Here is a 20,311-nt window from a genome sequence, read left to right on the forward strand (position 1 = left end):
AAACCGTAGACTATTTCAGGGCACCTGCTTCCAGTTCCAGAAATTCTTTCCGATTACGGGCCACGTCGATGGCGGTATAAATTGCCTGTAACATAGAGGTTTCGTCTGCCAGATCTTTTCCCGCGATGTCATAGGCCGTACCATGATCGGGCGATGTACGAACGGCGGGCATGCCTGCCGTAAAGTTGACGCCCTCTTCAAACGCAATCGCTTTAAATGGAATCAAACCCTGGTCGTGATACATAGCCAGGACGGCGTCGAACTTTGAGTAAGCGCGTGTCCCGAAGAAACCATCGGCGGGGTAGGGGCCAAACACCAACTGGCCTTTGTTGCGCCACTCGGTAATGAGCGGTTTTATGATCTCATTTTCTTCCGTACCCAGCAATCCTTCTTCACCTGCGTGGGGATTTAGACCCAATACGGCAATTTTCGGTTTTTCGATGCCAAAGTCCTGCTTCAGTGATTGCATCATCAGGGTGAGCTTTTGCGCAATCCGTTCGCGGGTGACATTCTGACGGACACGGCCCAGGGGAACATGACCCGTTACAACGCCCACGCGCAGGGTCTGGCTCACCAAAAACATCAGGTTGTCCGTTACGCCAAACTCTTCGGCCAGGTATTCGGTATGCCCCGGAAACTTAAACTCCTCCGACTGGATGTTATTTTTGTTGATGGGGGCTGTCACCAGCGCATCCAATTTGCCCGCTTTAAGGTCATCGACGGCACGCTGCAAACACGCCAGGGCCGCTTGCCCCGCTTCGGGAGTTACCTGACCGGGCTGAATCTCCTGGTTTTGATCGGGCCAGCAGGTAATAACATTAGTGAGCTTATGACTGATCTGGCCTATTGTCTGGGCACCGTTCAGGTTCCAGTCTTTCAGGTTCAGCAGATTGCGGTATCGGTTCAAAATCCGCATGGAGCCGTAAATGACGGGCGTACAGATTTTCTGTAAACGGTTGTATTGCAACGCTTTCAGAATTACTTCGGGGCCTATGCCATTGAAGTCGCCGAGCGAAATGCCAATCACTAACCGGTCGTCGCGCCCCGCACTTTCAGTAGTCTGTCCCGATTGATCCGTATTTTCATGCGGTTCCGCACCCGTCAAATCTGTATCACGCTGATTAGGTCGGTTGTCGGTTACCGGGCGGTTCCGACTAAGTTGAGCATCATCGCGTTGCCGGTTCTCAACTGGTCGAGGATTGTTCGTAGGTTGTCCTTCACGCTGCTGTTTCGGTCGTTGATTATTCGGTCGTTGGCCCCGCTCCGGTCGGTCGGTCGGCGCAGGGTTAACGACTGGCGTTGCTCCCGAAGCAGCCGGCCGTTCGTCGCGATTCTGCCGGTTATTCTGATTGCGTGGTTCGCCATTGCGTGGTTCGCCATTGCGTGGTTCGCCATTGCGATTATCACGTTGGTTCTGAGCGCCGTTACGTTGTTGGCCATCGCGTGGTCCGCCATCGCGTGGTCCGCCATCGCGTGGTCCGCCATCGCGTGGTCCGCCATCGCGGTTTCGTTCAGGGCGTGATCCGTTATTCCGTTGCTCGTTATTCCGTAGTCCGCCATTGCGGTTTTCGCGTTGTGGCGTTTCCTGTCGGTCGTCTACAGGTTGACTACCCGCCTGCTGCGGAGTTGTTGGTCCAGTCTCACCCAATTGTTTATTACCTGGCCGTTGGTCTGGCGTGGATTCGTCAGACACATTCATACGGTGTGGGTTCGATTCTTCGGATTGGCGTTGTTCCATGCACTTTTTGTAGTTTCGCCAAGAGTTAGCAAATAGTAAAAAATGTAGAATGAAAAGTGATGAATAAACGGAATAAACAAAACACGTGTTTATTCATCACTTTTCATTCTACATTTTTCATTGTAATTGCCTGCAAGTTACGAAAACCCCACGGATGTCCCAGAATCAACTGTCTATTCTCATTGCCGACGAAATGCACCCGTCGCTTTTTGCCATGCTCGATCAGGCTGGCTTTCGGTATGATTACCAGCCCAAAATCACGCGGGCTGAGCTATTAACCACACTAGCGCCCTACGAAGGGCTTATTATTCGAAGCAAAACCACAGTCGATGAAGACGTGCTGGCCCAAGCACCCAACCTCCAGTTTATTGGCCGGGCAGGGGCCGGGCTGGATTTAATTGACCTGGCGGCCGTTGAGCGCCGGGGAATTCGGGTTTTTCACGCGGGCGAAGGAAACCGCGACGCTGTTGCCGAACATATGGTCGGTATGTTACTGGGTTTACTGGCGAATATTCTAAAGGCTGATCGGGAAGTACGTCAGGGAATCTGGGATCGGGAAGGAAATCGGGGTTATGAACTGGGGAGCCTGACCGTAGGGCTGATCGGTTATGGTAACAACGGCCGCGCAACAGCGCGTCGGTTGAGTGGTTTCGGCTGCCGGGTGTTAGCCTATGATAAATTCCTGACCAACTATGGAGACGCTTTTGCCGAGGAAGCTACCCTGGCGCAAATCTGTGTCGAAGCTGACGTGTTAAGCCTGCACATTCCATTAACTGACGATACCCGAATGCTGATCAACGACACATTTATCGATCAGTTTGGGAAATCGTTCTACCTGATCAATATTGCCCGTGGCGAAATTGTCTCCCTGTCGGCGGTAGTACGTGGGTTGGAGAACGGTAAAATTCGGGGGGCTTGCCTGGACGTGCTGGAGAACGAAAAACTAGCCAAACTTACGCCCGAACAGCAACGCTCGTTTGATTATCTTCGGCAGTCAGACCGAGTTGTTCTAACTCCTCATATTGCTGGCTGGACGCACGAAAGCTACGTCCGAATCAACGAAGTGTTAGTCAGGCAGATGCGCAAGTAGAGACGCAAGTATGCGTCTCTACTTGGTAACGGTGAAACTAGCACTGGTACAGGTGGTGCCTGCTGCGTTTGTCAGGCAGATTTGGCCCGTTGTTGCGCCGGTTGGAATTGTAACCCGAATGGTTGCGCCTTCAATAGCAAATTTGGCTGCGGTTGATGCACCGTTGCCAAACCGAATCTCCTGAACGGTGGCTATATTCTGACCCGTTAAAATAATATCGTCGCCAACCTTTCCGGATTTTGGCGTAAAATCTACACCGGAAATCAGCCGAAGTACGGTAAAGGCAGCGGTAGTGGTCGTCTCATTGGTGAGGTTGGTCACGCGCAACGGTCCCGTTTGGGCATCGGCAGGAACGGTTACCCAGCGTTCGGTATCTTCATTTTTACCACCATCGACTGCAGCCGCAGCGGAACCAGTGAAGAAAATCTGGGCGTCCTTCAGATAGTCGCCCCGTAAAACCACCCGTTCGCCAGGCCGGGCGGTCAGCGGGATAACATCCGAAACAATCGCTTTCTGAACAATAACCAGGGGAGCCGATGCTGTGCCCGCGCGGCTGGTAACCGTAACAGAACCACTAACCGCTGTTGTTGGGACGCCAACCAGTAGGTCAATACCTTCGTTTCGGCTGGTTATGGGCACTGGAATTCCACTGATGCTGACGGCGGTGATGCGGTAAAGATTTTTGCCTGAAATCGTAAGCGTTTTTCCCCGAAGCTGCCGCGCTGGGTTTAGGACAAGGTTGGATGGCCCCAGGTAAAAAAAGAACGGATCGGTGGCCGTTGTATTTCCGCCAATCCCACTTGCCGATACCGACACTTGGGCCGACGCGGGTAAGGCCGGTACAACGGCCTCTATCTGCGTGTCGCTGAGGATACGGAATGTAGCGGGTGCGTTCCCGATCGATACCGACGTTATCTGGCTCATATTACGACCTTCTATGACCAGCTTGTCGCCGGCAATGCCATCCTGAGCAAGCAGGTGAGTAATGAATGGTGGCTGGAAGATCTTTACCGTATCCGTGCTGGTGGCGACTAATGTTTCAAAAACCTGCACCGTTACCCGCCCCGATGTTGCCGTAGCTGGAATGATGGTGCGAATTTCGGTATCCTTGATCGTTGTTAAGGTTTTATCAGTCGTCAGACCATTGATGCTCACAATACCATCGGTGAAATTTTTTCCCTGAATGACCAGTTCGGCACCGGGTTTTGTGTTCACCGGACTTACGCTCGTGATTTGGGGCGTTCCGGCTACAATAAATCGATTGACAACTTCGCCCCCGATGGTTGCGATAGCCAGCGCCTGAGGACCGCGGGGTACGGTAGCGGGTATAAGAAAGGTAATTTTTTTAGCAGAGCTGTCCTGCACTACGGCATCAATGTCATTGAAGCGGACCCGCTGGAGCTGATTGAGGTAATCGCCGGTTACGGTAATTGACTGTCCTTGAAGGCCATTGGCTGGCGTAATCGTCGTTATAATTGGAGCGGGTTGCAGAACGGTAAAGGGCAGTGGATCAGAAGTGCCCTCCTGCGTCTGGACCCTAACCTGCGTGTTGCCGGGTGCCACACGAGGGACCGTTACCTGAATTGTTGTTTCGTCATGACTACCCATAGGGGCCGACAGAGCACCGGCTCCTACACCAAACATAACCGTTGGCTCACTACCAAACTGGTAGCCCGTCAGGGTCAGGCTCTGGTCGACATAAGCCTTGGATGCCGATAATTTGATTAGTTCTGGCGGGCTGTGCTGAACGCGGCAACTGGTTACACCAATCAGCGTACTAAGTAAAAAGAAAAGTAATCCTAATGATTTCATAAACGGCAACCGGAGTTTGTACTCCTGAGCATAATTGGTAAAATTAGTCAATTTGCCTGTCTAAAAACCATTTCTCTCGAAAGCCTGTTAGAACAGTGTACGATGAATAATGCAAAATGAAGACTAACTCATTATTCATTACTATCATCCATTCGTAATACAAATGAGCTACCGCAGCCTGAAAGCATCTAAATTACTGGCAATCTCTACGCTTGGCGAACTCAAAGCCGCCGGGTATGAAACCCGCTCAATCAAACAGGAACTGCGGGACAATTTAATCGACCGAATCAAGGAAAAGGAAGTGGTTTTTCCGGGTATATGGGGCTATGAAGATACGGTTATTCCAGATGTGGAACGGGCCATCCTCTCCATGCACCATATTAATTTATTAGGGTTGCGTGGGCAGGCCAAGACGCGTATTGCCCGCCTGATGGTCAATCTGTTGGATGAGTATATTCCGGTGGTGGCCGGGTCCGAACTGAACGATGATCCGCTCATGCCGCTGTCCCGTTTTGCCGTCGACCTGATTGCTGAGAAAGGCGATCAGACGCCCATCACCTGGTTGCACCGGAATGACCGCTATACTGAAAAGCTCGCCACCCCCGATGTATCGGTCGCCGACCTGATTGGGGACGTGGACCCGATCAAAGCCGCTACGCTTAAACTGCCTTACTCGGACGAACGGACGATTCACTATGGGTTGATTCCTCGGTCGCACCGCTGTATTTTCGTCATCAACGAGTTGCCTGATCTTCAGGCCCGTATTCAGGTGTCGCTGTTCAATATCTTACAGGAGGGCGACATTCAGATTCGTGGGTTCAAGCTTCGGTTGCCGCTGGATATTCAATTCGTCTTTACCGCCAACCCGGAAGATTACACCAACCGCGGCAGTATCGTGACGCCCCTGAAAGACCGTATCGACTCCCAGATTGTGACCCACTATCCGAAATCAATCGAAATTGGGAAAAAAATTACGATGCAGGAAGCGGTCGTGAAAACCGAGCAGAAAGGCATGGTGAAAACCAATGACCTGATTGCTGACCTGATTGAGCAGATTGCCCTGGAAGCGCGCGAGAGTGAATACGTCGATTCGAAAAGTGGTGTATCGGCCCGGATGACAATTTCGGCTTACGAAAACCTGCTTTCCTCGGCCGAACGGCGGGCGCTGATCAACGGCGAAAAAGATACCTATGTGCGTATTGCCGACCTATATGGCGTAGTACCAGCCATTTGTGGCAAGGTAGAACTGGTTTATGAAGGTGAGGTAGAAGGACCGGTTATTGTGGCCCAGAATCTGATCGGCAAAGCCATTCGGAATCAATTCCTGGCTTATTTCCCGAATCCTGAAAAAGCTAAAAAAGACAAACGTGGTAATCCGTACAAGAAAATTACGGATTGGTTTGGTGATGGCAACGTCATGGACTTCCTCAATGAACTAACCAACCGGGATTACGAAGCCCGGCTACGTACCATCGATGGCCTCGACGATCTGGTTGACCAGTTTCATCCGCGCCTGAGTAAAACGGAAAAGCTATTCATGATGGAGTTTGCTCTGCATGGCCTGGCCGAACACTCGTTGGTGGGCAAAAAAGCAATGGACACGGGTCTGACGTTCAAAGACCTGCTTGGTTCGATGTTTAACCCCGGCACCAGCTTTGGTGAAGAGGAGGAAGAGGATGACGACGATCGGTTCTAGACCGGTGAAACTATTAACTAGCATAAAAAAAGGTGTTCATCGAACACCTTTTTTTATGCCTACTCTGCTCAGTAAATAAAGTTTAACAAGGGCTTAATGTTGTTCGGGAGCGAAAAGGCGTCCTTTGACCAGACTTAATTAACGGCTTTGGATTGACTTAGTATTACGATGAGCGCTCTCAATCGTCGATTGTTTTTACAGGCTACCCTGAGTAGTATGTCATCAGTGCTGCTGGCTTCCTGCAAAGAAACTAAGACGGCTACTGTCATAACGCCAGCGCCCCTCCGATTTGCCGTGGCTTCTGATGGGCATCTGGGCGAACCGTCTACCGATTCGGACCAATTCTATACGGATTTGCTGGCAGCGCTGACCGATGCCCATAAAAAAGCTCCACTGCAGTTCGTTGTCATTAATGGTGATTTGATTCACGAGGGTAACGATGGATTGCTGCCCAGGGCAAAAGCGTATCTCGATACCTTACCCGTTCCCTACTATGTAACCCGTGGTAATCATGACCGGGTAAGCGTGGATGTCTGGCAGCAGCTTTGGGGATATGGCACCAATCATGTTGTGGAGCGTGACAATGCAACTCTTATTCTGCTTGATACATCCAATGAAGCAGGTGATACATTGTGCGGAGATGACGTGTGGCTCCGGCAAACGCTGAAAACAGTACGTACTACAGTGCCCGTTTTCCTGTTTATGCATATTCCGTTTATCCATAACCTACTGGGAACGGACGTATGCAGCGCCATTGTCGCCGTTTTAGCTGATTTTCCGGCTGTTCGGGCCGTGTTTCATGGGCATGATCATACGAAAGATCAGAGTATTATCTACCAGGGAGCAGCCTTGTTATTCGATGCACATTTCGGCAGCAGTTGGGGTACGCCGTATAGTGGCTATCGAATTGTGGAGTCGGCCGATCAGAAACTAAGTACCTACCAGTTTGATTTTGTCAATCAGAAGCAGATAAATAGCCTGGTATTTTAACGGGCTGGTGAATCTGCTATCGTAGCAGAAAATGACAGCCCATTATTGATAAATACTAGCCTTTACTCGACAACGACCGCTGTGCCGTTGGCGCTGACCATGAGCATGGCGCCGTTGCCGCCAATGGTTTGGTAATCCAGATCAACACCAATGATGGCCGTAGCGCCCAGGCGAGTAGCCTGCTCAATCATTTCTTTCAGGGCTATGCTTTTTGCTTCGCGCAGAGCCTGTACATAGGCTCCCGAATGACCGCCGACGACATCCTTGATAGTAGTAAAAAAATCTTTAACGAGATTGGCGCCGATAATGGCCTCACCATTGACCAGGCCTACATATTTAATGATATGTTTGCCTTCAATGTTAGAAGTAGTCGTTACGAGCATAAGGAGAAATTGTAAGGTGACAGCCTGTTCGGCCCTTGCTGTTGTAAAGTTATACAGTTGTTCGTTTCGACAGGCATCAGATGACATTTTAGCGCCGGTACTTATTTTTAGGTCCCTGAACTACATGCTTCTCCCGATTCATACTGCAAGGCCTGGAAGGTTATTACTTTTTAAGTAAGGGGCTTACTTATAATCCTTGACCACCGTTGAGTAGATCGCGTACCATTGTATCGAAGAACTGTCTTTATTTGTAAGCCAATGTATGGTATGACCTAATTAATCAACTTTTACAACCAGAAACAGATGAAAGACCTCCGTTTATCCCGCTTATTCGCCTGGACATTACTTATCGCCCTTCCGCTCTGGTTTGGCAGTTGTTCAAAAGATGATAACCCAACCATTGTCGATACGCCTACAGTTGAAGGAAACTACAAAATCAGTACGTTAACCATTGATCCGAAAGCGCTGGGCTTGTACAGCGACTTAATAGCTGGCTCTAAACTGTTCTTTAACAATACCACCTGTTTGAACGACATTACCATAACCTTTAAGACCGGTGGGGATGCGACGACCGATAACCCTATGTCCTGTCAAAGTATTCCTGTTCCGGTCAGTACGTTTACCGGCATCGATGCCACCAGTAAGTGGAGCCTGAGCGGAAATCAACTGACGGTTACAAAAGGAGATGGGACTAAAACGGCGTATACGGTTTTAGGGACAGGCGCTATCCTGAAACTGCAGTGGCAGGGTACGTTGAACTACCCTACACCCAGTTCAACCATGTACACATATACTATGGAACTGAAGAAGCAATAAGGACTTGAACCAATGCTTCTTACCAGCCGGCTCATTCGTGAGCCGGTTTTTTTATGAACTAGCCATACAACGCTGAAATCAATTCATTGGCTAACAAATACACTTCACTAAGTAAATATGACCGTTCACACAGTATGTTACTTATCCGGCTTAATGGTCCCAATAGATTTGCAGCACGTTAAAAACAAATCAATTGGATACTTTTATGAAAACGATGAATGTCGCTCGGATCATGGCCTGGGCATTAGTAGTAGCCATGCCACTGTGGTTCGGAAGCTGTAAAAAAGGTAGTGATGACGCTGTAACGCCAACAACGTCATCCGTACAGGGCAGCTGGAAAATATCCGGTTATAAGATTGACCCCGGCGTTGATTTTATGGGGAATGGTCAAAAAAGCAACGATTTGCTGGCCTATTTACGGTCATTACCTGGAGGGATTGGAAATGATGCCGTGGAGTGCCTGACCACTTCCGTGATTACGTTCAATGCCAATGGGAAAGTTAGCGGAACAGCAGGCTCTAAATGCTCGACCACAACGGACATGAACCCCGTTGAGGAAAATTCAAGCTGGAAATTAGATGGGAATAAATTGACACTGACCAGTGGAACGGATGTGACTGTCTATGATACCGTAATCAGTGGTAACACCCTGAAGCTTTCTGGCAAAGAAATGGAGGATTATGACGGTGACGGCAAAGAAGAAGCCTACACCGTTACGCTGGAACTGACGAAGGTCTAGGGCTAATAAAGCATAAATACTTTATAAAAAACGACTTGCTCGACGGCGAGTCGTTTTTTATGCGCTTTCCACACACTCATGTAATGTAGCCATGTAGCGGTCAAGATACATGGCTATGTCTTTTGACTTGTACTGCAAAATATAACGTGGATGGTCGAGGGTGAGAATGCGATCGAAGAAACCCTGCTGCTCATTGAGCCGACGCAAATATGTTTCGTTTTTACGGCCCAGACACACCGCTACGCTTCTATTGCAACCAAAGTCAATCTGTGTACGAACTGTTTCGGTGATGGCGGGCCACAGTGCTTCGGTGGTTACGCGGTCGTCGTAGAAATTATAGTTTTTAGGGCCGCCTGATTTGCCATTGCGGGCCGGACCATTTTTGGTGAGGGCCAGTGGAAACAGCGATGTCAGAAAAAACTGGCTATAAAAGGCCTTCGCCCCGCCAAACGCTTCGACAACCTGGTAGATAAACCGACTCGACAGTTCGGGCGTATCGCGCAGGTCATTGGCAATGCCGCAGTATCGACGCAGGTTCTGGGGTGTTGTAAACGAAATTCCCGTTACGCCCGCCCCAAACCGGCCTGGATTGATACCCAGCACAAAAACGCGTGGGGCTGTGTCGCTAAAGAAATTGGTGTAAAACTCGTTGACAATGGCCTGAACCGCCGGTTGTGGATAAGGATTCAAAACACCAATATCGGGTGGGAGGTTGGCAGGCGCTGCCAGGGCATTGTAGTAAGCAATAGCTTTACTGGCGAAGGTAGTCATTCAGGGGAAGGGTATGTACAACAGACTAACGAACTTACCCCATTCGTTTGGTATTTTCGAACTAGATAAGGGAATGTAATGATTTTCTATTGATGTATTCTGTGTCTTCACCACAGCCCTCATGTTAAGCTCGTCTCATAGTGCTGTCAGTTTCTTAAAACTGGCAACACAACAATATCCCGTGTCTGTGAGGACACGGGATATTGGAGATTCATTACTTGATATTTTTGCGACGGTTCCGCTGAAAATCTTCGAACATCATGTTGCCTAATCCCTGCAAACCGCTGTAATAAGCCCGGCCATTGTTAACTTTCGTAAACTCTTGCACAAACTGTTTCAGGTAGGGGTCAGAGGCAATCATAAAGGTCGTGATCGGAATCTCCAATCGGCGGGCCTGCGCGGCCAGGGTCAGCGTTTTGCTAACCACCTTGCGGTCAAGTCCGAACGAGTTCTTGTAGTATTTGATGCCTTCTTTCAAACAAGTCGGTTTGCCGTCAGTGATCATGAAGATCTGCTTGTTCTTATTCTTGCGCCGACGCAGCAAATCCATCGCCAGTTCCAACCCCGCTACCGTATTGGTATGATAGGGACCAACTTCCAGATAAGGCAGGTCTTTGGCCTGAATCTGCCAGGCATCGTTGCCGAACACCACAATATCGAGTGTATCTTTGGGGTACTTGATCTTGATCAGTTCAACCAGCGCAAGCGCCACTTTTTTCGCGGGTGTAATGCGGTCTTCGCCATACAGAATCATGGAGTGACTAATGTCGATCATGAGCACCGTAGATGTCTGCGTTTTCTGCTCTTTTTGCGTCACTTCCAGGTCACGCTCCATAAGCGTAAAATCCTCTACACCGCTGTTGATCTGGGCGTTGCGTATGGATTCGGTCATCGAGATTTGTTCCAGCGAGTCGCCAAACTGATACGTGCGAATGTCGCTGCTCAGTTCGTCGCCGGTGCCGGTATACGGCGTCTGGTGATTGCCACCGGACTTGGATCGCTCAAGTTTGCCAAATATTTCTTCGAGGGCGCTCCGGCGAATCGTCTGCTCGCTCTTCGGCGTCATCACGATTTTACCCTCCTGATTATCTTCTGTCAGGTACCCTTTTTCTTTCAAATCATCGAAGAAATTACCAATGCCATATTTGTCATCGGTGAGGCCATATTGGCGGTCGAGCTGGCTCATCCAGGACATGGCTTGTTCAACATCCCCGGAGGTTAAGAGCAGCAGCTGCTGGAAAATATTCAGCAACTGGTCAAACTTGCTGCCTTCTTTTTGTTCGGGTGGTACGTAATCAGAAAACTGAAAGCCTTTCATAGGTAAAGTGGTTTGCTATCGGGTGAACGGCCTGGAATGCCTGGGTTGGTGTTTTTTCGCTGCTATGGTCATGCCCTGCGTCGTTTAGACGTAAGCCGTCGACCTATTGTCAGAACAGCGCGTTTCGCGGATTTGTTCGGTCTGTTCAGACTAGCTTATAAGGCAACGTCAATACGTAGTTCGATAGCCTGAAACCGGTTCATCCATGTACTATATTGGCATTGGGTTCAGCTTGTTAAACGAATAGTCCCAAAAGACCGTACAGAATGATGGATATAAATAAAAAACGATTGGCGATAGTGGGCGGGCCAAAATCCGTGGAAAAGATTTTCCCCTGGCCTATCTACGACGAAACCGACGTACAGGCCGTGGCCAGCGTGGTGCGGAGTGGCCAATGGGGCAATCCCGACTGTGCCGATGAAGTAGCCCGCTTCGAGCAGGAGTTTGCTGCCTATTGCGATAGCAAATATGCCGTAACCTGTGTAAACGGGTCGGTATCGCTACGGCTGGCTTTAATTGCCGCTGGCTTACGGCCCGGCGATGAAGTCATCGTGCCGCCTTACACGTTCATAGCAACGGCCTCAGTCGTACTGGAAATAAACTGCGTGCCCGTCTTCGTTGATATTGATCCGAGAACCTATAATCTTGATCCTGAGCGGATCGAGGCTGTGATTACAGAGAAGACAAGGGCAATCATTCCTGTTCATTTTGCTGGTTTAGCCTGCGACATGGCAGCTATTCTGGACATCGCCAAACGGTACAACCTGCGGGTAATCGAAGATGCGGCCCATGCACATGGGGCCGAGTATAAAGGCCGTAAACTTGGTTCAATCGGCGACGCGGGTAGCTTCAGTTTCCAGTCTTCCAAAAACCTTACCAGTGGCGAAGGAGGTATCGTGATCACCAACGATGATGCCTTGTACGAAACGATGAATTCGCTCCGAAATGTAGGTCGTTTACCCAGTGGGCAGTGGTATGACCACTTCAATCCTGGCTGCAATTACCGGATAACGCAACTCCAGGCAGTGCTTCTTTCTGAGCAGTTAAAACGGCTGGACGAGCAGACCATTATCCGCAACGAAAATGGCCTGTATCTCGATAGCTTGCTGGCCGATGTTGACGGAATTACGCCCTTGAGCCGGGGAGCAGTCGCGGTTCGGCATTGCTATCACCTCTATATCGTCAAGTACGACAAAACCAAATTTGGGCAGCTACCCAAGAATGAATTTATTGCTATGCTCTTGGCCGAAGGGGTCCCCTGTTCGGCGGGGTATCCGCATCCGTTGTATAAGCAGCCTGTGTTTCAGCAAAAAAACTTTATGTGCTACGCTATTCCTGAGTCGGTCGATTATACACAGGTATATTGCCCGGAAGCCGAGCAAGCCTGCCTCCACGAAGCCGTGTGGATTTTTCAACAGGCCATGTTGGGTACCCGAGCCGATATGGAGTCGTTTGTCCGGGCGATTCAGAAAATTCAAATGGCCGTCAGTGGTTGACGGAGTCCGGTTTAAAAATGAGGGGTCTCGGTGGGTAAAAAACTACTTGCCTGCCAGGTACCGATTTCGGTATTCGAGTGGGGTACAGCCTTTTACCTGCCTAAATTGCCGGGCAATGTTTTTGCTGTCGTTCAGGCCGAGCTCCAGGGCAATCTCAAAAACTGTCAAGTCTGTTTCCAGCAGTTTTTTTGAGAATTTCTCAATACGTAGATTCTGAATATACTTATAGATGGGGTAACCGATCTCGTGCTGAAACCGCATCTCCAGCGACCGTCTCGATAAAGGTACTTGTTTGACCAGCGCATCGACCTGGAGATTTTTGTCGATGTTCTGATGAATGTACTTCAGCGAAGCGGCAATGAAATCGTCGTGAGTAGCATAAATGTCGGTCGACTGGCGGGTAATGACCTGCGTAGGCTTGACGATGATGTCATAAAAAGAGGCCGTTTCTTTCCGGATCATACGGTCAAGCAGGCGGGCCGCATCATAGCCGCCCTTCTCGGCATCCTGCGCAATGCTTGACAGGGGAGGGTCCGACAGCTCACAAATCATTTCATCGTTATCGACCCCTAACACGGCCACCTCTTCGGGGATGCGAATTCCCGAATGCCGGCAGGCTTCGGTAATGTGCTGCCCCAGGCGGTCATCGCAAGCCATGATGGCAACCGGTCTGGGCAAGGATAGAAGCCACTGGCTCAGCGAGCTAGGCTTATAATACCACAATTCCGATTCATTGGCACGTGCAGCATTTCTATTCTCGAAATAATGAACTTCATAACCCGCTCTGGAAATGCTTTCCTCGAATCCTTCCGCTCGTTCCCGAGACCAGACGATGTCGGAGAACCCATAAAAGGCAAAGTTTTTGAAGCCCTTTTTCAGGAAATAGTCAGCGGCAATGGCACCTGTTTCGTGGTGAGCTCCCGTTATGTTAGGAATTTCGGTGAACCGTTCCTTAAAGTCCTGCGCAATGAGCGGAATGCCTGCCTGCACGATTTTTCCGATGTTCTCATCGTTATAGAGTTGTCCGATAATGCCGTCGGCTTCCCATTCGAGGGCCCAGTTCAGAATGCCATCAATGCCCATCGTTTCCCGGTGAAAAAGCGGCATCCGACAAAAAATCCAGGGACCATGTTCGCGCGAGTATTTCGTGATGCCTTTCAAGAGGCTCTTGCTGTAATCCTCCGCGAAGTCGATCAACAGAATAATCTTGTGCATAGAGAACGAGTGAGAGTGAATGAGTGAAAACTACGGCGAAGTTGCGCTATCGCGTCAGGCTGCTTGTTCGCGCTCTCGTTCATTCACTCGTTCCTTCTTTAATTTAAGTGTTGCATTTGTAATCAGCGGTTTAGCCCAGAGGCCGATGCTAAAAATATAGCTTAAAGTAAGTAACAAAACCAGCATCGCCCAGCGAAGGCCGACTAGTTCGGCCAGGCCGCCAATGATCAGCGGTACCAGTGCTCCACCAACGATGCCCGTACACAGGATGCCCGAAAACGTACCGTGATGCCGAGGGATTGAGTTAAGGGCGAGTGAGAAGATAATCGACCACATTACGGAGGCAAAAAAGCCAGTGGCCGGAAATGCATACAGGGCCACGTCTTTCGTGCCAAACAGCCCAGCCAGTAAGGCAATGATGGCACCTAATGTGAACAGGATAAGCACATAGCGGCTGTCTGCCAGCTTTAACAGAACAAGGCCCAGAACGCAGCCTACCGTCATCAGTCCCCAGAAGGCAGCCACCACTTGAGCCCCGGTAGTGGCTGGATCAATACCATGATAGAGTTGGAGAAACGTTGAGATCCAGTTGGCAATGCCCTGTTCTGTACCGACATACGCAAAGATTCCCGCGAAAAAGAGAAGTACGGTTTTATTGTTCACTAATTCCGTCAGCGTGGTGCCCACTTCTATCTTTTCGTCATCCTTAAGCTCCACGGTCGGAAAGTTGATCAGAGCCACCACCACAATCATCAGGAGTGTCGTGAGGGCGAACACCCAGTATAATGATACCCATTCGAGATGAACAGGAACCAGCCGGTTGAGCAGGGCAATGGGAAGGCTGGTGTTCGTTGTGTGAAGGTTAAGGACAAAATAACTGTATAAAAAAGGACTGATAAACGAAGCGGCTCCGGAGAAAAGTTGAGCCAGTACTGAGTTGAAGGCGAAATGGGCTTCGCCACCCGCCACCCGCAACAGCGGATTGATGACAACCTGTAATATAGCCATCCCTACACCAATGGAGAAGAGGGAGACCAGCGCGACCGAAAAACGGGGAAGCAGCGCAACCAGCAGCGCACCCAGAAACGCCAGAAAAAAAGCCCCAAGCAACACCCGCTTTTCCCGGTGTTTTTCGACTAGTAAGCCCGCCGGTACCGACACGGCGTAGGCGACAAAAAAAGCAAACGGCAGAAAACCCGCCAGGCCGATGCTCAACTGAAAACTGTCGACCAGATCGGGAATGATAGGCCCCAGAATGTTAGTCAGGAACGAAATGACAAAGAAAATAAGTAGAATCAGGCCAACAATCAGGGTGTTACGGTTCATAGTTAGTGCTTAGGAGTAAAACAAAGGAATGCGTTTTTCATACGTAAGCAGTTCTGTAAAATCTCCTTAAAGGTGCTCGCGTTGCTCGACCAGAGCCGCAGCGCCCAAGAGCGCAATGCCTTCTTTTTCTGATTGGAAAATCTTCAGCCGTTTCAGGGTCATTGGATAGGCAAAATCCTGCATGCTCTCGAGCATCCCGGCTTTAAAGAAAGGATACGCTTTGGCGATGGAACCCCCCAATACAATGACTTCCGGATCATAGGCATACAGGACTGCTTTGATGGCCCAACCAAAGTGACGGCCAAATTCGACCCATAGTTGTAGTGCCTTTTCTTCACCCAGTTGAGCCGCCTGGCTGGCTTCCAGGGCCGTTGTTCCGTGAACCGCTTTGAAAAACTCAGCAGAGGCATAATACTCGAAATTTTTGTCCCGGTAAGGCAGTAAGCCGATTTCGCCCGCGCCACAATTTGAGCCCGCAAAAAGTTGATTGTTCATGATAATTCCCGAGCCGAGTCCGGTGCCAATAGACATGCCAACCACCGAATGGTAGGATTTCGCCTGCCCAAACTGATGCTCGCCCAGGGTGAAACAATTCACATCATTGTTGACAAATACAGGAACGGCGAACTCTGCCTCCAGAATGTCGCGCAGAGCCACCTCTTTCCAGGAGGGAATATTGGCAACATTGTAAACGATGCCCCGGCCCACATCGACCACCGATGGCACGCCAATGCCGATACTACTGACAGACGAGTCGGCCAGGGGACGAATCAGCCCAATCAGTTGTGATAAAGTAGCGGAAAGTGATTCTTTTTGGTGTAACAGACCACTCTTCTGGTGGACAATTAATCCATTCTGCACAAGCCCGGCCCGCACGTTCGTCCCTCCTAAGTCGACCCCAATAGTCATTTGTTGCATTCAGTTTGTTAGTGTGTTCGCCTGGTGTATGTACTAAGCTTCGCCAGGAATATTATGGTACCTTAAGGACAACCGACCTGCTCGATCTACCCGATGCATCGAAGCTTTTTAATGTTAATGTACCTGCGGCTTTCACCGGACCTGCATACAACGCGGACTGAGCCGTGGGTTCCGTTCCATTCGTCGTGTACCGAATGGCCAGACCGGGAAGTTCTACATTCGCCTTGAGCATACCCTTTTCGATAAGGGCACCGGGCAGCGGTAACCGATAGGTATAACCGCCATTGATTGTCGACAGTCGGGGTAAGTCTTTCTGAGCCAAGGTATTGGCAAAAACATTCCAGCCTATTCGCATTGACGCTTCGCGCGCCTGCTTATTCTCGATGGTTTCCCAGGGTCGTTCCGGTGCCCAGGCACTTTCGGCGAAGCCCAGCAGTTTAGGCAGCATGGCGTACTCAGCCATGGCGCGGCCTTTAATCGTTTCACTCCAGAGCTGGGCTTCTACACCCCGGATGTTTTTGCGGGCACTGAGCTTCATTTTTTCCAGGCCTGCATACTTTAATGGCTTGCCCATCGACGTTTTGTTGGTTGTCTTGACCATATCGAAAGGCGCAAATGCCCAGTTATTTTTCGTATCGACATAGCCTGCCCAATACAAACCCGGCTCCTGCGGATCGTTGGTATAAGCCATATCGAAATAAAAATTCGATACGTTGCACAGCACCACCGGATAGCCCGCATTCGCCATTCGATTACCCAGATCCATGTCGAACAGATTGTTCCATACATAGGGAACCACGCCCTGGCCAACAAATTCAGGATTTAACACTAATTTTCCGTCAGTAGCTTTGGCCAATACCGCTTCTTCCCAACCGTGTATTTCCAGGTTACGCTTTTTGAGCCGCTTGACGAGGTTCCGGAAGAAATAGGTCTGCAGATTTTTGGGGTCTTTGATCGTTGGATTGTTGCTTAACACCCTGGCCGCTACGGGCGATTTTGTCCAGGCACCTTCGGGCACTTCATCCCCACCCGTATGCAGGACATCCATCGGTAAACCGGCTGCTTTATACATCTTCGTCAGCTCATCGACCACCTTTTCGCAAAAATGATACGTGGACTCCTGGCCAACGCTCACCACATTATCGGTATAGCCCTGCGCCGACAGGTACACCGATTTGTCATCGGGATCGATCAGCCGGTATTCCCTGGCTTCTTTCTCTTTTCCTTCCTTCATCAACCGTTCGTAGCGGGCCTCCATGGCTTTGATGGCCGCTCGGGCGTGGCCCGGTAAATTGATTTCAGGAATTACTTTAATATGGCGTTCAGTGGCGTACTGCAGGATATCGATAAAATCCGCTTTTGTATAATACCCACTGCCGTATTTGCCTTCGTCATACGCCCTGGGCCCTGAGCCATAAGCCGGATGCAGCACAGGCGTTTCTTTTCCCGACGTATGCACGCGTTGTGCCCCCACTTGAGTCAGCTCGGGCAATCCATCGATTTCGAGTCGCCAGCCCTCGTCTTCGGTCGTGTAGAACAGGAACGTATTGACTTTATAAAATGCCAGCAGATCGAGTAGTCGCAGGATGGTTTCTTTCGTCTGAAAATTCCGGCTAACATCCAGATGCATTCCCCGGAAGGCAAAGCGGGGGGCATCCTCGATCTGTACATAGCGTACGGCAACAGTAGCCGCAGGCTTCAAGTAGCTTGTAGTCGGAAGGAGAGCCAGCAAACTCTGAACGCCATAGAAAACCCCCGCGGCATCGTTGCCGGTAATGATCACCCCGTTTTCGTCGATGCCTAATCGATATGCTTCGTTGACAACGCCATTCACGCTGACGTTACCCTTTTTCAGGGCTATACAGGGTCCTTTTGGCGCTCCGGTGCTTACAGAAAAGTTGCTGCCCGTCAGAGTTTTTAGTTTCCGGCTCAGGTAATCCGCTTCACGTTCGAGGCCTTTATCGGCGTAAATCGGTAATGACGAATCGAGTGTCAAGGTACCCCTACCCGGCGTCAGTTTGACCGGCGATGGAATGATTTGTTGAAGTTTGTCGGCGGGAAGCAAAGAAGCTGTCAGATTGGTCCGATACGTATGTTCGGGCGTAAACAGCGGCTCGCTATCGATTTTGCCCCGCAGCATTTGCTCTCGTCGGGTAAAGGGTGTAACGCTATAGTTGGCTACCTGTACGATACGCTCTTCCCGGCCATCTTTCGTGTAAAAGACGAAATATAGCCCCATTGGCGCATCCGTCAGCTTATTGACGGCTTCTGTTCCTTCATACCGAATTTGGATAGTCGCACCTGGTTTCAGGGTAAATCCTGGGTTAGGGGTGAGTTTATACCAGTCGCCATTGATATGGTGGACGGTGGCAGGCTGAGGGGTCAGAGGTGGAATGAGCGGCCGGGGAGACATGTTGAAAAACAAGGCCCAATTGGCATCGGTCAGTGGGGTGCTACTGCCATTGGTGAGGCTGAAGCGGGCTTCGAAGCCCGTGTCTATTTTTGTGAAATTGCTGACGAGTTCCCAGCCAACGGCGATCTGTTTGGCTTCCTCCGTAGTGGGTGTGCTGCCTGATCGACAGCCATTCATACAAACGCCGATCGACAGGATGAGGATGGTGAAAAAAGCAGATCGCATAAATCCTTAGGTTAAGTATCCTTCTTTATTACTTAAATTAGTAGTAAAGATACCATTGCCAAAAGAGGCTTTTTTGCATGCTGATGCTGACGCAACCGGGCTCCCGCTCGCTGTACGTGAACTGGCTCAAACCCGTAAAAATGTCTTTTTCTTGTATAGAAAGTAGAGGAACGCCCACTTTACGGCCAGGTAGCCCAACACGCCCAGAACGCCTGCTACCCATCCTGATGAAAGACGATTGATCAATCCGCCAAAGAAGAAGTGGGATGCGTAGGCGAAGTCAATGAACTCGTCGGCCACATAGATCAGGATGGAGTTCATGCCGATAACCGTAAAGAAAAACGTCCAGCCTTTGATGCCCTTGACGTCGATGATCCAGTAAAAGATACTGAGTAAACTCAGGCTCAGACCGCCGGTAACCAGCACAAACGAGCTGGTCCACAGGTTTTTGTTGATCGGGAAGATAAAATTCCAGAGTACGCCAAGCAGGACAAAGAGGGCACCCGCGCCGAGCAGGTATAGCGCTTTCTGACGACCTGTTTCATGGTTCGTTTTTAGAAATGAACCGGCAAAAATGCCCAGCAGCGCGTTGCCAATGGCAGGGATGGTCGAGAACAGGCCTTCCGGATCATGGATCGTTTTGTAGAGATGGCCCGGTACCACCATGCGATCAATATAGCTGGCCAGATTACAGTCCATGGTTAGCACACCCGCTCCGCAACCCGGCACAGGTATCAGCGCCAGAGCGGCCCAGTAACCCATTAAAATCCCGACAAACACGCGGTATTGGGTGCGCGGTCTGACATACAGAAAAATCAACTGAGCAGACATGCCCGCCAGCCCGATACGCCCCAGAACACTCGGGAAACGGGTATCCTGAATTGCTTTGACAAATAGCCCATTGTTATAAATGATGCCTAACAAAACCAGCACAAGCCCACGGGAAATAATCTTGCGGGCAATCTGCGCCTTTTCATCGCCTTTTTCTAACCGCGATCCTATTGAAAACGGCGTGGATACGCCCGCCAAAAACACAAACAACGGGAAAATCAGATCATAGGCCCGGAAGCCATTCCAGTCGGGGTGGGTAAACTGATCGGCGATGAGCACAGCCCAGGCCCAGCCAGTTGTTTTGGCCAGAACCTGAAAAATCTCTTCACCACCCATAATCCAGAACATATCGAATCCCCGCAAGGTATCGAGCGAGAGAAGGCGCTTAACGGGGACAGGCTGGAGTACAGCAGGTTCGACTGATGATGTAGATCGTATAGCCATAGATTTTGGATTAGCAGGCGTATGAATCGATATAATTTAAAATGAGGGCTATAGCCGTGTTTGGATACAAGCCATTTCTGTAGTACCTAT

General features: G+C 50.1%; 16 protein-coding genes. 6 read left to right on the forward strand and 10 right to left on the reverse strand.

Features of this window, described 5'->3' with window-relative positions; translation table 11 throughout:
• Positions 1 to 10: 10 nt before the first annotated feature.
• A complete protein-coding gene (gene pdxA / locus SD10_RS05165) occupies positions 11 to 1,738 on the reverse strand; it encodes a 4-hydroxythreonine-4-phosphate dehydrogenase PdxA (RefSeq protein ID WP_046375987.1) in 1,728 nt (575 codons plus the stop codon).
• Between the two features lie 154 nt (positions 1,739 to 1,892).
• On the opposite strand from pdxA, the gene SD10_RS05170 reads away from it, so the two are divergent.
• Positions 1,893 to 2,828, forward strand: a complete 936-nt coding sequence (locus SD10_RS05170) for a 2-hydroxyacid dehydrogenase (protein ID WP_052731080.1) — start codon at positions 1,893 to 1,895, stop codon at positions 2,826 to 2,828.
• Positions 2,829 to 2,846: 18 nt separating this feature from the next.
• Here the strand turns inward: SD10_RS05170 and SD10_RS05175 are convergent, their stop codons facing one another.
• Positions 2,847 to 4,640: an IPT/TIG domain-containing protein gene (locus tag SD10_RS05175; protein ID WP_046579076.1), complete on the reverse strand. Its 1,794-nt coding sequence runs from the start codon at positions 4,638 to 4,640 to the stop codon at positions 2,847 to 2,849.
• A 163-nt stretch (positions 4,641 to 4,803) separates the two neighbouring features.
• Here SD10_RS05175 and SD10_RS05180 point away from each other — a divergent pair, with 163 nt between their 5' ends.
• Together SD10_RS05180 and SD10_RS05185 are read left to right on the forward strand one after the other, a co-directional pair.
• Positions 4,804 to 6,336: a P-loop NTPase family protein gene (locus tag SD10_RS05180; RefSeq protein WP_046375988.1), complete on the forward strand. Its 1,533-nt coding sequence runs from the start codon at positions 4,804 to 4,806 to the stop codon at positions 6,334 to 6,336.
• 168 nt (positions 6,337 to 6,504) lie between these two features.
• On the forward strand, positions 6,505 to 7,326 hold the full coding sequence (locus SD10_RS05185) for a metallophosphoesterase family protein (protein WP_082111525.1): 822 nt from the start codon (positions 6,505 to 6,507) through the stop codon (positions 7,324 to 7,326).
• Positions 7,327 to 7,388: 62 nt separating this feature from the next.
• Here SD10_RS05185 and SD10_RS05190 read toward each other — a convergent pair whose 3' ends face one another.
• Positions 7,389 to 7,709, reverse strand: a complete 321-nt coding sequence (locus tag SD10_RS05190) for a heavy metal-binding domain-containing protein (RefSeq protein ID WP_046579077.1) — start codon at positions 7,707 to 7,709, stop codon at positions 7,389 to 7,391.
• Between the two features lie 303 nt (positions 7,710 to 8,012).
• Between SD10_RS05190 and SD10_RS05195 the strand changes: the two genes are divergently transcribed.
• Both SD10_RS05195 and SD10_RS05200 read left to right on the forward strand, forming a co-directional pair.
• Positions 8,013 to 8,525 carry a lipocalin family protein gene (locus SD10_RS05195; RefSeq protein WP_046375990.1) on the forward strand — a complete coding sequence of 171 codons (513 nt, stop codon included), beginning with the start codon at positions 8,013 to 8,015 and terminating at the stop codon, positions 8,523 to 8,525.
• A gap of 205 nt (positions 8,526 to 8,730) precedes the next feature.
• Positions 8,731 to 9,264, forward strand: coding sequence for a lipocalin-like domain-containing protein (locus SD10_RS05200; RefSeq protein WP_046375991.1), 534 nt, complete (start codon positions 8,731 to 8,733; stop codon positions 9,262 to 9,264).
• 57 nt (positions 9,265 to 9,321) lie between these two features.
• On the opposite strand, the gene SD10_RS05205 is transcribed toward SD10_RS05200, so the two are convergent.
• Complete coding sequence (locus SD10_RS05205) at positions 9,322 to 10,035, reverse strand: uracil-DNA glycosylase family protein (protein WP_046375992.1); 714 nt, start codon at positions 10,033 to 10,035, stop codon at positions 9,322 to 9,324.
• A 214-nt stretch (positions 10,036 to 10,249) separates the two neighbouring features.
• Positions 10,250 to 11,353 carry a vWA domain-containing protein gene (locus SD10_RS05210; protein WP_046375993.1) on the reverse strand — a complete coding sequence of 368 codons (1,104 nt, stop codon included), beginning with the start codon at positions 11,351 to 11,353 and terminating at the stop codon, positions 10,250 to 10,252.
• 266 nt (positions 11,354 to 11,619) lie between these two features.
• On the opposite strand from SD10_RS05210, the gene SD10_RS05215 reads away from it, so the two are divergent.
• Positions 11,620 to 12,849 (forward strand): DegT/DnrJ/EryC1/StrS family aminotransferase, encoded by a 1,230-nt coding sequence (locus tag SD10_RS05215; RefSeq protein ID WP_227699149.1) that lies wholly within the window; start codon positions 11,620 to 11,622, stop codon positions 12,847 to 12,849.
• A 42-nt stretch (positions 12,850 to 12,891) separates the two neighbouring features.
• On the opposite strand, the gene SD10_RS05220 is transcribed toward SD10_RS05215, so the two are convergent.
• From SD10_RS05220 to SD10_RS05240, 5 genes are all read right to left on the reverse strand, one after another.
• Positions 12,892 to 14,064 (reverse strand): AraC family transcriptional regulator, encoded by a 1,173-nt coding sequence (locus SD10_RS05220; RefSeq protein ID WP_046375995.1) that lies wholly within the window; start codon positions 14,062 to 14,064, stop codon positions 12,892 to 12,894.
• Positions 14,065 to 14,118: 54 nt separating this feature from the next.
• Complete coding sequence (locus SD10_RS05225) at positions 14,119 to 15,390, reverse strand: MFS transporter (protein ID WP_046375996.1); 1,272 nt, start codon at positions 15,388 to 15,390, stop codon at positions 14,119 to 14,121.
• Between the two features lie 66 nt (positions 15,391 to 15,456).
• The gene (locus tag SD10_RS05230) at positions 15,457 to 16,299 is read right to left on the reverse strand and encodes an ROK family protein (protein ID WP_046375997.1); all 843 of its coding nucleotides are present in this window, start codon (positions 16,297 to 16,299) and stop codon (positions 15,457 to 15,459) included.
• Between the two features lie 61 nt (positions 16,300 to 16,360).
• Positions 16,361 to 18,946, reverse strand: coding sequence for a family 20 glycosylhydrolase (locus tag SD10_RS05235; protein ID WP_046375998.1), 2,586 nt, complete (start codon positions 18,944 to 18,946; stop codon positions 16,361 to 16,363).
• A gap of 126 nt (positions 18,947 to 19,072) precedes the next feature.
• Positions 19,073 to 20,221, reverse strand: a complete 1,149-nt coding sequence (locus SD10_RS05240; protein ID WP_046375999.1) for an acyltransferase family protein — start codon at positions 20,219 to 20,221, stop codon at positions 19,073 to 19,075.
• Positions 20,222 to 20,311 lie beyond the last annotated feature (90 nt).

This window comes from Spirosoma radiotolerans, assembly GCF_000974425.1.
In the GTDB taxonomy this organism is placed as follows: Bacteria; Bacteroidota; Bacteroidia; order Cytophagales; family Spirosomataceae; genus Spirosoma; species Spirosoma radiotolerans.